Raw genomic sequence first — 13,869 nt, 5'->3', positions numbered from 1 at the left:
AGAAGATTTGACAAAAGAGAACTTGTCACAATTTAAATCTGGAGATACATTACTATTGTCAGGGAAGATTTTAACAGCAAGAGATGCAGCACATAAAAAAATTGTAGAGTATAAAGCAGCAGGGAAAGCATTACCAAATAATTTAGATTTAAAAGATAGATTTATATATTATGTAGGACCAGTAGATCCAGTAAGAGATGAGAAAGTAGGACCAGCAGGACCAACAACATCAACAAGAATGGATAAATTCACAAAAGAGATGATGGAAATAGGAATATTAGGGATGATAGGGAAAGCTGAAAGAAAGCAGCCAACAATAGATTTAATAAAAGAGTATAAATCAACATACCTAATAGCAACAGGTGGAGCTGCATATTTAATATCACAATCAATAAAAGATGCGAAAGTAGTAGCATTTGAAGAGATGGGTATGGAAGCAATATATGAGTTTGAAGTCAAAGATATGCCAGTAACAGTCGCTGTTGACACTGAGGGTGTATCTATTCATACAACTGGACCACAAAAATGGAGAACTATTTAATTACAAAGGCTTAGGCCTTTGTAAAACTCTCATTTAAATCCTTTTTAATACCCTCAACTTACACACTTAATCAAATAAAAAATACACTATGTTTATGAGTTTAAAATACTATCTTGTATTTTATTTAATATTTTATAAGGAATAATAGGAACAAAAAATGATATTAGAAGAGTATAAAGACTATTTAGGTTTTGCAGTTGCTGGGAATTTTGCAAATCATTTAGGGGAAGCTGGAGAAGCTGATGAATTTTCTATAATTAAAACAGAGAAAAAAGATGCACCAAAAGGAATTTTTCCTTTTTATATAAAAGACCATGAAAGCTTTTTAGGTACATTCCCTTTATGTGATGATACTATATTAAGCCATGGAAAGCAAAATGAAAACCTTCAAGTTGAAGCAGAAGTTGCTTTAATATGTGATTTTGAATATAAAGATGGAAAAATTATAGATATTGTTCCGAAAAGTTTTTGTGCATTTAATGATTGCTCAATTAGAGTAAATGATGGTAAAAAATTAAGTACTAAAAAAAACTGGGGCGAGAGAACAAAAGGAATGTCTCAAGATATTATAAAAATAAATAGTTTTAATGAAAAAGATTCAGTATTGGCAAAATATCACATAGCTTCTTTTATAAAAAGAGATGGAATTGTATATGATTATGGAACAATTTCAGCAGTAAAATCTTATAGCTACTTTTTTACACAATTAAAAGATTGGATGATTGAGAAGTTTAATACCCAAGAAGATTGTGGTCCCTTAGAAGAGTTAACTCCTTTTTTAAAAAATGCAAATAAAGCAAAAGGTATGATAATTGCAGCTGGAGCTACTGCATATACAGAGTTTGGGAAACATAATTTTCTAAAAAAAGATGATGAAATTTTTGTATATGTATATAATGCTCATGTACATAGTTTTCAAGATATTATGAATGATATGAGTGGAGTTGATTTATTCTTAGGACAGTGTTCGAAACTTCATCAAATTGTAAAATAGTTTTTGATATCCATTCTCATAATTTAACTTTTGTGGTATAATATTTACAAATGTAAAAAGGAGTAAAGGATGGATTATAGAATAGAAAAAGATACTATGGGAGAGATGAAAGTACCAAATGATAAGTATTGGGCAGCACAAACACAAAGAAGTGTTGAAAACTTTCCTATAGGAACTGAAACTATGCCAAGTGAAGTTATAAAAGGTTTTGCATACTTAAAAAAATCTTGTGCATTAGTAAATAACAAACTAGAAAGACTTGATGATAATAAAACACAAGCTATTATACAAGCTTGCGAAGAAGTAATTCAAGGAAAACTTGAAGGAAATTTCCCTTTAGTTGTTTGGCAAACAGGAAGTGGAACTCAATCAAATATGAATATAAATGAAGTAGTAGCCTCAAGAGCAACTGAAATTTTAGGTGAAGACTTTAGAGTAAATAAACTTGTTCATCCAAATGATGATGTAAATAAAGGACAAAGTTCAAATGATACTTATCCTACTGCTATGAGAATTGCTTTTGTATTAGAGTTACAAAAACAACTTTTTCCTGCAATAAAACTTTTAAAAGATACCTTTACAAAAAAAGTAAAAGAGTTTGAGAACTTAGTAAAAATAGGAAGAACACATCTTCAAGATGCAACTCCATTAACACTTGGACAAGAATTAAGTGCATATGTTGATATGTTACAAAAAGCACAAAATCAACTTGAAGATAGTATGAAATATATTGTTGAACTTGCAATTGGAGGAACTGCTGTTGGAACTGGATTAAATTCACATCCAAATTTTTCAAATATGGTTTGTGAAATATTAAATGAAAAAACACAAACAAAATATAAATTTGTTTCTCACCCAAATAAATTCCATGCACTAACTTCTCATGATGGAGAGGTTTTTTTAAGTGGTGCATTAAATGCATTAGCATCAAATCTTATGAAAATAGCAAATGACATAAGATGGTTATCTTCAGGTCCTAGATGTGGAATTGGAGAGCTTAGTATTCCTGAAAATGAGCCAGGAAGTTCAATCATGCCAGGAAAAGTAAATCCAACACAAAGTGAAGCTATGACAATGGTTGCTGTTCAAGTTATGGGAAATCATACAACTGTTAGTATTAGTGCTAGTCAAGGTAATTTTGAACTAAATGTATTTAAACCTGTTATTGCTTATAATATACTACAATCAATTAGGCTTCTAAGCGATACGATAGTGTCATTTAACAATAAGTGTGCTATTGGTATTAAAGCAAACAAAGAGAATATAAATAGATATTTAAATGATTCACTTATGTTAGTTACAGCATTAAATCCTTATATTGGTTATGAAAATGCTGCACTTATAGCAAAAACTGCACATAAAAATGGTACTACACTTAAAGAAGAAGCATTAAATTTAAAACTTTTAAGCCAAGAAGAGTTTGAAAAATATGTAAATCCTAAAGAAATGACATATCCAAAAATATAGAAAAAATGGGAAATTCAGAAGTATTTTTTATACTTCTGAATAAGTTATAACACTTTTGTCTTCATTATGTAACTTTTATGTGCTATAATAATTTAGCTATAACATTATGAAGAATTATTATGAAAAAGAGTTCATTTGGTAATAAGCTATTATTACAAGTTTTAAGCGTTACTATCCTTGCTTTTGGATTAACAATGTTTTTTGTATCTAAGTACTCATATGAAACAGCACAAAATGATGCAGAACTTTATATAAAAGAAGTTGCTAACAAACATGCCTTAGAAGTACAACAAGATATAAATAGATCTTTAACTGTTACAAGAATGTTATCTTCTAAATTTGAAGAAGCATTAGAAAATAATGCAAGACTTAATAAAACAGAGACTATTGAGTTTTTCAAATCTGTATTAGATTATAATCCTCAAATTGTAGGAATTTGGGTTAAGATAAAAAATAGAGGCCAATTTTTTGATACAGTTCCTGAAAATAGCAATATCGAGGGATATGATAAAACTGGACAATTCAACCCTTATGTAGTAAAAAGTAATGGTACTCACAAAGTTCAAGTAGGTTCTATATATAGTGAAGAGACTGAATGGATTGGTGGACCAAAAAGAACAGGAAAAGATTATGTTACAAAACCATATTTATTCCCAGTTAATGGTGTAGAAGTTCTTATGACAACAGTTGCTGCACCTATGTATTATAAAGGTGAATTTATTGGCTCTATTGGAGTGGATATTACACTTAATACATTTTCAGAGATGACAAAAAAGATAAGAATTTATGAAAATGGATATACTTTTATTTTAGATCACAATGGAATAATGGTAGGTCACAAAGATGAGAAATATTTAAATAAACAAATTTTTGATATTGCGGATGATAAAAAAGAGTATGCAAAAGCTATTGAGTTAGCAAAAGAGGGAAAAAATCATAATTTTACTATAACTTCTCCTGTAACAAATGAAGACTCATACTACTATTCAAAAAATTTCGAAATAGGAGATACAGGTAAATATTGGCTTTTCTTTGTTTCAGCACCTGTAAAAGAGTATCTAAAACATGCTGTATTTATTAGAAACTTCTCTATTATAACTGGTCTTTTAGGTCTTTTAGTGATTAGTTTAGTGATTATTTTCTCAATTAGAAAATTGAATAAAAATTTATCATCTATATCAACAGGACTTAATGATTTCTTTGAATACTTAAACAAAAAAATCTCAAATCCAAAAGAGATAATAATAAATGGTAATGATGAGTTTGGTATTATGGCACAAAGTATAAACTCAAATGTAAAAGCAATTCAAAAAAGTATTGAAGACGATAATAATCTAATTGATGAAGTAAAAACTATTGTAAATACAGTAGGTCAAGGTTATTTGGACAAAAGAATTAAAAAAGATACTTCAACAGACTCTTTAAATGAATTGAAAAAACTTTTAAATGATATGCTTAATAACCTTGAAGCTTTAGTTGGAAAAGATTTAAATAAAATCAGTCAAACCTTAGAAAAATATACAAATAGAGAGTTTACAGCAAAACTTGATAGTAATTCATGCGGTAAAATTGGAAATGAAATAATTCAAATGAACAAAATGGTTACAAACATGCTTCAAGATAATCAAAAAGATGGTAAAGCTTTACAAGATAGTTCAAAAGAGTTGTCTTCTAGTGTAAGTACGTTAAGTAATAATGCTACAAGTCAAGCTTCATCTTTAGAGCAAACAGCTGCATCAATTGATGAAATCACAAGTAATATTGAGCAAACAAGTCAAAAAGCACAAGAGATGTTAAATATCTCTAATGAAACTAGAACTTCTGCATCAGATGGTAAAGGATTTGCAAATGAAACAGTAAAATCTATGGATGAAATAAATGATACTGTTACAAATATCAATGAAGCAATAAGTGTAATTGATCAAATAGCATTTCAAACAAATATACTTTCATTAAATGCAGCAGTAGAAGCAGCAACTGCTGGTGAAGCAGGAAAAGGCTTTGCAGTAGTTGCAGCAGAAGTAAGAAATCTAGCAAGTAGAAGTGCAGAAGCTGCAAAAGAGATAAAAGCACTAGTTGAAGACGCAACTTTAAAAGCTAATAGTGGTAAAAATATAAGTAGTAAAATGATAGAAGGTTTTAGTCAATTAGAAGAAAAAATATTTAATACAAGTAAACTAATTGATGATGTTACAAACGCTGCAAAAGAACAAAGTATTGGTATGACACAAATTGCAGATGCAGTAGGACAACTAGATCAATTTACACAAGAGAATGCTGCAATTGCTGATAAAACAAATGATATTGCACAAAGAACTAATAAAATTGCAATAGAAGTAGTTGAAAATGTTAATAAAAATAGCTTTGATGGAAAAGGAAAAGTTAAAATAGCAAAAGATGAGCCATCAATTAAAAGTTCTTATAAACCACAAAAAAAGGAGTTTAAAGCTTCTACAACAGCAAAAAAACATCCACCAAGAAGTAGTGAACCTATAAAAGCACAAACTTCAAAAGATGATGAATGGGAAAGTTTTTAAAAAAGTGGTGTTAGATTTAAAAGCAAGAGAAAACTCTTGCTTTTTTTAATCTATTGGAATAACAGGATTTAATCCTGAAGTAATATGTAAGAAATGTCTGTGTTTTTCAAACTGATCAATAATATCACTAGCAACAACATCAGATTCATAACCATAAATATCATATGATTTGTTACCATCTTGTAAATGTACTTCTGCTCTTGCATATTTTTTCTGTTCATGATTTGGATTTATTGCATCTGGGAATGCATATGTTGGCATATCATATCTTCTAAATCTAACCTCATAAACAAAATCAAGATCACCATTATGCTCTACTGTTAAAATTGATATACCTTTTTCTTTATCATTTATAACTTCTACATTCCAGCCATGTCTTTCAAGCTCTTTTTCAACAATATGCATTGAATCAACAACATCTTCATTGATATATCTTTTCGTTTCACTTGAATCTGGAAACTCAATAAGTCTGCTTAATCTATTTTGCCAAGTACCACTAACCTTGCCATGTCGTCCTGCATTCATATGATGTTGAAGTGAATCATATCTAATAGCTTCCAATTGTAAAGCTTTGTAAAGCCCCCAACAAGCAATTATCATAATTACAGCAAAGGGTAAAGCAATAGTAATTGAAGCAGCTTGTAAGGCTTCTAAACCTCCTGCAATTAATAGTGCTGCTGCAACAACACCCTCAAGAACTGCCCAAAATATTCTTTGCCAAACTGGATTATTTTCTCTTCCTCCACTTGAAATAGTATCAACTACTAATGAACCTGAATCAGAAGATGTTACAAAAAATGTAATAACTAAAATAATTGCAATAATAGAGATTATACTTGAAAAAGGAAAGTGCTCTAAAAATTTAAATAAAGCTGTTGAAACATCAGCTGATACTGCTGAACTTAGTGCTGTAAAGCCTTCATTCATAATAGTATAAAGTGCAGTATTTCCAAAAACAGTCATCCATATAAATGTAAAGCCAACAGGAACAAATAAAACACCAAGAACAAACTCTCTTATTGTTCTACCTCTTGATACTCTTGCAATAAACATCCCTACAAAAGGTGCCCATGCAATCCACCAAGCCCAATAGAAGAATGTCCACCATCCCATCCATTTAGTATCTTCATAAATATATTGATTAAATGTCATTTGCACAACATGTGTTAAGTAATTACCAATATTTTCAACTAATGCACCAAGTAGAAAAAATGTAGGTCCTACTAAAAAAATAAAAGCAACAAGTGCAATTGCCAAATAAAGATTAAGTTCAGATAATCTTTTGATTCCGCCATCAAGTCCTAAAACAACAGAAACAGTTGCCATAGTTGTAATAATAGCAATTAGTATAATTTGTGTTGTAAGACCAACAGGTATATCAAAAATATAGTTTAAACCTGCATTAACTTGTAAAACTCCAAGACCTAATGAAGTAGCTACACCCAAAATAGTTCCAAGTATTGCAATTGTATCAACAGTATGCCCTACTTTTCCGTAGATTTTATCTCCAATCATAGGATAAAGTGCAGATCTTATAGAAAGTGGTAAACCATGTCTAAAAGAGAAGTAAGCTAATACCAATCCAACTACTGCATAAATTGCCCATGCATGTAAGCCCCAGTGAAAAAAAGTAATTCTCATAGCTTGTTTAGCAGCTTCTATTGTTTCTTTATCCCCAGTTGGAGGCGCACCATAATGCATAACGGGTTCAGCAACACCCCAAAACATCAAACCTATACCCATACCAGCACTAAAAAGCATAGCAAACCATGAAGCATAAGTATATGCAGGTTTAGATTGGTCAGGTCCAAGTTTAAATCTACCAAAAGGAGAAATTGCTAAAAAAACTGCGAAAAGACTAAATATAGCTACACTTAGCATATAAAGCCATCCGAATTTATCTGCAATAAATCCTTTGACCCCATTGAAAACTTCACCTGCAACTTGTGGCACCATCACTGCAAATATTACAAGAGTTGCAATTATTATTACTGATGGATAAAATACAGGTTTTAAAATTGTTGAGTTGTTTTTTTTCTCACTACTCATTTAATTTTATCCTTTTTGTTAAATTAGTCTCCTATTATACACAAAAAGAATAAAAAGTGGCAAATAATTTATATAATAAAAAAATATTCTGTATAAAAAAGTTTTATTTTATTTATAAATCAACCATTGCTTTAAAATAAGCTCCACATCTTCCCACATTATCAACATTTACATGAAATCTCTCATCTATTCTTTCATCTTCAATAAACTGTTTTTTAATTTCTAAAATCAATGGAGTAGTTTTTCCTGGAATATCAACAGTACCATATAATTCGCAAAAAAGTGCAGTTTGTGAAGAGCTAATCATAGCTGGATAATCCTCTAAAACTTTTTGAACATCTATTTCAAACTCTTCTATTTCACTTTGATTTTTTTCTAAGGCAAGAGCTGATTTTTTCACTTCTTCAATGTTGTTTTTATTTACAAAACATATTGTTGCTTTTTTATATTTTAATATATTTGCTAAAGTATCTTTGGGAACACCTGGTTCTTTTTGACCTATTGAAACAATTAGTGTTGCTGGGTTACTAGAGATTGGTATAAAGTATGAAAAAGGTGCTGCATTTATCACCCCATCATCTTCTGTAACAATCCAAGCAATTGGTCTTGGAACAACAGTATCTGACATTATTTTGTATCTATTTAAATCTTCAACATCTTTATAATCAATAATCATTATATTCTCCCATTATTAAATATACATAATATTAATATAATCAACTAACAAAAAGCTTAAAACATATTAAATTAATTCTTTTATTATTAAATTATATTTTTAAAGTATAATAAATTTTTATAAAGGAAGTTTAATGCAGTTAATAAAACAGAATATAGAACAAGTAATAAATGAGTCTTATTTAATTGAAACTTTAAATCTTGATAATAAGACAATATTAGAACTTGGTTGTGGAAAAGCAAAAATGACTAAACAGTTAGCACAAACAGGTATAAATAGAAAAGTTATTGCTTGTGAAGTAGATGAAGTTCAACATAAAAAAAATCTATTGCTTGATATTGAGAATATTGAGTTTAAACTATGTGGCGCTGAAAATATTGAATTAAATGATGAAAGTGTTGATATGGTTTTTATGTTTAAATCTTTTCATCATATTCCTGAAAAACTTATGATTAAAGCACTAGATGAAATAAAAAGAGTATTAAAACCAAATGGTTTAGCTTATATTAGTGAACCTTTACATCAAGGAGCACAAAATGAACTAGTAGCAATGTTTCATAATGAAGAAGATGTAAGAAAAAAAGCCTTTGAAACAATAAAAAATAGTATAGATAAAGAACAGTTTAAACTCTTTAAAGAGATATTTTTTAAAACAGAAATAACATACTTAAACTTTGAGGATTTTGAAAAAAAACAGATGAATCTGTCATATAATGATATACAAATAACAGATGAACTAAAATACAAAATCAAAGATAAGTTTGATAAATATAATGATGGAAAAGAGACAACTTTTTATAAACCTTTTAGAGTTGATATACTTCAAAAGATTGTTTAGAAAACTTAGGTATAATCTTTAAAATTTTAAATATGAAAGAATATTATATGATGGAAATTATAACAAAAGAAGATTACAATAAAAATATACAAACACTTATAAAATGGGCAAATGCTTATTATGTTGAAGATAATCCTATTGCAACAGATGAAGAGTATGACAAACTTGCAAGGGCTTGTTTAGCATTTGAACAAACTTATCCTCAAGACTCACATCCAAACTCTCCAAATAAAAGAGTAGGAGGAAAAATATTAGATGGATTTACAAAAGCAAATCATTTAAGTAGAATGTGGTCTCAAGAAGATGTTTTTAACACAAAAGAGCTTGAAGATTGGATAAATAGAGCTAAAAAAGTAAATGAAAAGCTAGAGTTTTATTGTGAACCAAAATTTGATGGAGCTAGTTTAAATCTTATTTATGAAAATGGTATTTTAAAACAAGCAATTACAAGAGGAGATGGATCTACAGGAGAAGATGTTACAAATAATGTTAAAACAATCTACTCTATTCCTTTGGAAATAAAAGAGAAATCACTACTTGAAATAAGAGGTGAGATTGTAATTAAAAAGAGTGATTTTGAAAAAATCAATGAACAAAGACTTAAAGATGAAGAAGCACCTTTTGCAAATCCTAGAAATGCAGCAGCTGGAAGTTTAAGACAACTTAATCCAAATATAACAGCAAAAAGAAAACTATTTTTCAATGTTTGGGGTGTTGGTCAAAATAGCTTAAATCAAAAAAAACATAGTCAAATGATGGATTATATCTATTCACTTGGCTTTTCAAAACCTCCTTTACAAAAAGTTTGCAAAGATATAAAAGAGATAGAAGAGCTTTACCATAAAATCATAAAATCAAGAAATGACATTCAAATGATGCTAGATGGAATGGTTATAAAAATTGATGACTTAGAAACACAAGAAGAGCTTGGCCACACAGTAAAATTTCCACGTTATTCATGTGCATATAAGTTTCCCGCAGTTGAAAAAACAACAAAAATAAAAGATATTTTATTACAAGTTGGAAGAACAGGTGTTGTTACTCCTGTTGCAGCAGTTGAACCAACACTAATTGATGGCTCAACTGTTGAAAGAGCGAGTTTACATAATTTTGATGAAATAGCAAGATTGGATTTGCGAATAAATGATGAAGTAATTATTATAAAAAGTGGAGATATTATCCCTAAAATTACAAAAGTTTTTCATGATAGAAGAGATGGAACACAAAAAGAAGTAATAAGACCTACAAACTGTCCTAAATGCAATAGTGAACTTTTAGATGAGGGAACATTAATAAAGTGCCAAAATCTTGATTGTCCTAGTATTGTAACAAACTCTATAATCTACTTTGCTTCAAAAAACTGCATGAATATCGATGGTTTAGGAATAAAAATAGTAGAACTTCTAGTAGAAAAGAAAAAGATTTATGATATATTAGATTTATACTCTTTAAAATATGAAGATTTACAAGAGCTTGAGGGATTTAAAGAGAAAAAAATAAATAATCTTTTAAATGCTATTTCAAAAACAAAAGGAAGTGAACTTCATAGAGTTATCAATGCTTTAGGAATTGAACATATTGGAGAAGTAGCTTCAAAACAGATATGCTTAGAGTTTGGATTAGATGCTATTAACATTGATTATGATTCACTTGTTGCTCTTGATGGTATTGGAGAGCAAATGGCAAACTCTTTTGTTGAATTTATGCGAGTAAACAGTGAACTTGTTACAAAATTAATTGAAATAATTGAACCAAAAGTTGAAGAAAAAATAGAAGTAAATGACAATCCATTTAAAGGAAAAACAGTTGTTCTTACAGGAACAATGAGTGTAAGTAGAGGTGTAATAAAGAAAAATCTTGAAAGCTTAGGTGCAAAAGTAAGTTCTAGTGTTTCAAAAAAAACTGATTATGTTATATATGGAGAAGATGCTGGAAGTAAATATGATAAAGCAATAAGCTTAGGAGTTAAAACTTTAACACAAGAACAAATGGATAGTATGCTATAAAGGATAAATAATGGAAGAAAAAATAAAAAGAGAATTGCCAACAAAGATAAAACTTAGTATGTTGATGACTCCAAGTATGGCAAACTTTTCAGGAGTAAATGTCCATGGTGGAGAGATTTTAAGACTGCTTGATCAAGTAGCATATGCTTGTGCAACACAGTATTGTCAAACTTATGTTGTAACTTTATCTTCTGATATGGTTTTATTTAAAAATCCTATAAAGGTTGGTTCTTTAGTAACCTTTAAAGCAAAGATAAACTACACAGGAACCACTTCAATGGAAGTAGGAATAAAAGTTGTTTCTCAAGATGTAAAAACAAAAGAAAAAATACATACAAATACTTGCTTTTTTACTATGATTTCTGTTGATGAGAATATGAATCCAAAGCCTGTTCCTAAATATGAACCAATTACAAAAAAAGAGAAAAGAAGATATAAAAAGGCTATTAAAAGAAGAAACTTTAGAGAAAAAATGAAAAAGAAAATAAAGTAATATTTTAAAATGTTACTTTTTATCTCTTTTATATAATTTTTTCTTCACAAAGTTACAAAGTTACTCTTATGCTATTTATCTACTTTATAATCATAAAAAAATAAAGGTAAAATTTATGATTCAAAATGTAAAGCGCGAAAAATCACTTACAATGACTATGTTAATGACCCCAGATAAAGCAAACTTTACAGGTAAAAATGTACATGGTGGAGAGATTTTAAAAATGCTTGACCATGTTGCATATGCCTGTGCTGCTAGATATACAGGCTATTTTGCAGTTACACTATCTGTTGATATGGTACTATTCAAAAATCCAATTAAAGTAGGTTCACTAGTTACATTTCATGCAAGTGTAAACTATACAGGAAGAAATTCAATGGAAATAGGAATAAAAGTAATATCAGAAGATACAAGAGATAATTCAATAAAAAATACAAATGTATGTTACTTTACAATGGTTGCTGTTGATGAAGATGGAAATGCGATGACGGTACCACAATTAGAGCTTGTAACTGAAGATGACAAAAGAAGATATAGCGATGCAATTAAAAGAAAAGAGTTAAGAATGATGGCTACAAAAAATAAATAATATTTAAAACAAAGAAGAGTTTCTTCTTTGTTTTATAAATATACTCTATTTAGCTTCAAGATACTCTTCATAAGTACCTTTAAAATCAAAAATTGTTCCATCACTTTGAATTGCTAAAATTCTATTTGCATATGCATCAAGTAATTCCCTATCATGTGATACACAAATTACTGAACCCTCATATGTATGAAGTGCTTCACCAAGTGCGATAATAGCTTCAAGGTCTAAGTGGTTTGTAGGCTCATCTAAAACCATAAAATTTGGCTGTTCTAACATGATTTTTGAAAGCCACATTCTATGTTTTTCTCCACCTGAACAAGACTCAACTTTCTTTTCTTGTTCTTCACCATTAAATAGCATTCTTCCTAAACAGTTTCTAATTTCATTAATATCTGCATCTCTATCAAAGTTTCTCAACCAATCATAAAGTGTCATATCTCCTTTAATTACATCAGTTGCATTTTGAGGAAAGTATCCATTTTGAATTGTTGCACCCCAATGAACTTCTCCACTATCTGGTTTGATTTCACCTACTAAAATTTCACAAAGTGTTGATTTTCCAATACCATTTGGTCCAATAAGTGCAATTTTATCATCTTTTTCTACAGTAAATGAGATATCATTTAATACTAATTTACCATCATAAGATTTTGAAATATTTTTAACCATTAGAAGCTCTTTTCCAACTTCTCTTTTTTGTTTAAATACAATTGATGGGTCTCTTCTACTTGAAAGTTGAATTGAACCAACATCAAGTTTCTCAAGCTGTTTTTGTCTTGAAGTTGCTTGTTTTGCTTTAGAAGCATTTGCACTAAATCTTGCAATAAACTTTTCAAGTTCTTCTTTTTCTTTTAACTTTTTATCTCTGTTTGCTTCATGTTGTTTAGAAAGCAGTGTTGAAGCTATATACCAATCATCATAATTACCTGAGAACTCTCTAATTTGCTTATAATCAACATCTAAAATATGAGTACACACTGCATTTAAGAAGTGTCTATCGTGAGAGATTACAACCATTGTTCCATCGTGATGTTGTAATTGATTTTCTAACCAACCAATTGTTTCAATATCAAGGTTATTTGTTGGCTCATCTAAAAATAAAACATCTGGTTTTGGATATAAAACTTGCGCTAATAAAACCTTGAATTTATCTCCACCTGTTAATGTACTCATCAAATCACTTTGTTGAGATGATGGAAAACCTAAATCTTCTAAAATTTTTGTAATTTTTACATCATATTCATATGTAGGGTCTTCTTCACAACAAATTATTTCTAATTCACCTAATCTGTTATTTACCTCATCAGTGAACTCTTCTGACATATAAAGTTTTTCTTTCTCTTTGATTGCATTATATAATCTTTTATTTCCTAAAAGTACCGTGTCAAAGATTGAATACTCTTCATATGCAAACTGATTTTGAGAAAGTGTTCCTACTTTTTTACCATTTTGTATTTGTATGTCACCCTCAGTTGCGTCTTCTTCACCTGAAAGAATTTTCAAAAAAGTAGTCTTACCAGCACCATTTGCACCAATAAGTCCATATCTTTTTCCTGTATCTAATTTTAAATTTATATCTTGAAATAAAACTTTTGAACCAAAAGCTTTTTTCAAATTAACTACTTGTACCATATAAAACTAACTCCAATATTCATAATCTGTCGCGATTATAACTAAAT

Annotated in this window: 11 protein-coding genes; 8 read left to right on the top strand and 3 right to left on the bottom strand. The window is 29.2% G+C overall.

The window, feature by feature from the left end:
- From ACTCCZ_RS05965 to ACTCCZ_RS05950, 4 genes are all read left to right on the top strand, one after another.
- The coding region (locus ACTCCZ_RS05965; RefSeq protein ID WP_462996463.1) for a fumarate hydratase C-terminal domain-containing protein at positions 1-541 on the top strand (541 nt) is incomplete at its 5' end.
- Between the two features lie 157 nt (positions 542-698).
- Positions 699-1,535: a DUF5718 family protein gene (locus ACTCCZ_RS05960; RefSeq protein WP_079578975.1), complete on the top strand. Its 837-nt coding sequence runs from the start codon at positions 699-701 to the stop codon at positions 1,533-1,535.
- Positions 1,536-1,604: 69 nt separating this feature from the next.
- The gene (fumC, locus tag ACTCCZ_RS05955; protein WP_079578973.1) at positions 1,605-3,002 is read left to right on the top strand and encodes a class II fumarate hydratase; all 1,398 of its coding nucleotides are present in this window, start codon (positions 1,605-1,607) and stop codon (positions 3,000-3,002) included.
- Between the two features lie 119 nt (positions 3,003-3,121).
- Positions 3,122-5,539, top strand: coding sequence for a methyl-accepting chemotaxis protein (locus tag ACTCCZ_RS05950; protein ID WP_079578971.1), 2,418 nt, complete (start codon positions 3,122-3,124; stop codon positions 5,537-5,539).
- 45 nt (positions 5,540-5,584) lie between these two features.
- On the opposite strand, the gene ACTCCZ_RS05945 is transcribed toward ACTCCZ_RS05950, so the two are convergent.
- The gene (locus ACTCCZ_RS05945) at positions 5,585-7,588 is read right to left on the bottom strand and encodes a BCCT family transporter (RefSeq protein WP_079578969.1); all 2,004 of its coding nucleotides are present in this window, start codon (positions 7,586-7,588) and stop codon (positions 5,585-5,587) included.
- A gap of 112 nt (positions 7,589-7,700) precedes the next feature.
- Positions 7,701-8,264 (bottom strand): flavin reductase family protein, encoded by a 564-nt coding sequence (locus ACTCCZ_RS05940; RefSeq protein ID WP_079578967.1) that lies wholly within the window; start codon positions 8,262-8,264, stop codon positions 7,701-7,703.
- A gap of 133 nt (positions 8,265-8,397) precedes the next feature.
- On the opposite strand from ACTCCZ_RS05940, the gene ACTCCZ_RS05935 reads away from it, so the two are divergent.
- The 4 genes from ACTCCZ_RS05935 (at position 8,398) to ACTCCZ_RS05920 (ending at position 12,190) form a co-directional block, all read left to right on the top strand.
- On the top strand, positions 8,398-9,102 hold the full coding sequence (locus tag ACTCCZ_RS05935; protein WP_079578965.1) for a class I SAM-dependent methyltransferase: 705 nt from the start codon (positions 8,398-8,400) through the stop codon (positions 9,100-9,102).
- Between the two features lie 59 nt (positions 9,103-9,161).
- Entirely contained in the window at positions 9,162-11,108 is a 1,947-nt protein-coding gene (gene ligA / locus ACTCCZ_RS05930; RefSeq protein WP_079578983.1) for an NAD-dependent DNA ligase LigA, read from the top strand.
- A 10-nt stretch (positions 11,109-11,118) separates the two neighbouring features.
- The gene (locus ACTCCZ_RS05925; RefSeq protein WP_079578963.1) at positions 11,119-11,601 is read left to right on the top strand and encodes an acyl-CoA thioesterase; all 483 of its coding nucleotides are present in this window, start codon (positions 11,119-11,121) and stop codon (positions 11,599-11,601) included.
- Positions 11,602-11,716: 115 nt separating this feature from the next.
- Positions 11,717-12,190: an acyl-CoA thioesterase gene (locus ACTCCZ_RS05920; protein WP_079578961.1), complete on the top strand. Its 474-nt coding sequence runs from the start codon at positions 11,717-11,719 to the stop codon at positions 12,188-12,190.
- A gap of 45 nt (positions 12,191-12,235) precedes the next feature.
- Here the strand turns inward: ACTCCZ_RS05920 and ACTCCZ_RS05915 are convergent, their stop codons facing one another.
- Positions 12,236-13,822, bottom strand: coding sequence for an ABC-F family ATP-binding cassette domain-containing protein (locus tag ACTCCZ_RS05915; RefSeq protein WP_079578959.1), 1,587 nt, complete (start codon positions 13,820-13,822; stop codon positions 12,236-12,238).
- Positions 13,823-13,869: the final 47 nt, after the last annotated feature.

This window comes from Malaciobacter sp., assembly GCF_055140965.1.
The sequence above is the reverse complement of the archived record's forward strand: the minus strand, read 5'-3'. Positions and strand labels throughout refer to the sequence as shown.

Bases quoted from the DNA above. Each gene is read 5' to 3' on its own strand.
- ACTCCZ_RS05950 (WP_079578971.1), top strand. From the start codon at position 3,122: ATGAAAAAGAGTTCATTTGGTAATAAGCTATTATTACAAGTTTTAAGC.
- ACTCCZ_RS05915 (WP_079578959.1), bottom strand. From the start codon at position 13,822: ATGGTACAAGTAGTTAATTTGAAAAAAGCTTTTGGTTCAAAAGTTTTA.
- ACTCCZ_RS05945 (WP_079578969.1), bottom strand. From the start codon at position 7,588: ATGAGTAGTGAGAAAAAAAACAACTCAACAATTTTAAAACCTGTATTT.
- fumC (WP_079578973.1), top strand. From the start codon at position 1,605: ATGGATTATAGAATAGAAAAAGATACTATGGGAGAGATGAAAGTACCA.
- ACTCCZ_RS05920 (WP_079578961.1), top strand. From the start codon at position 11,717: ATGATTCAAAATGTAAAGCGCGAAAAATCACTTACAATGACTATGTTA.
- ACTCCZ_RS05925 (WP_079578963.1), top strand. From the start codon at position 11,119: ATGGAAGAAAAAATAAAAAGAGAATTGCCAACAAAGATAAAACTTAGT.
- ACTCCZ_RS05935 (WP_079578965.1), top strand. From the start codon at position 8,398: ATGCAGTTAATAAAACAGAATATAGAACAAGTAATAAATGAGTCTTAT.
- ACTCCZ_RS05960 (WP_079578975.1), top strand. From the start codon at position 699: ATGATATTAGAAGAGTATAAAGACTATTTAGGTTTTGCAGTTGCTGGG.
- ACTCCZ_RS05940 (WP_079578967.1), bottom strand. From the start codon at position 8,264: ATGATTATTGATTATAAAGATGTTGAAGATTTAAATAGATACAAAATA.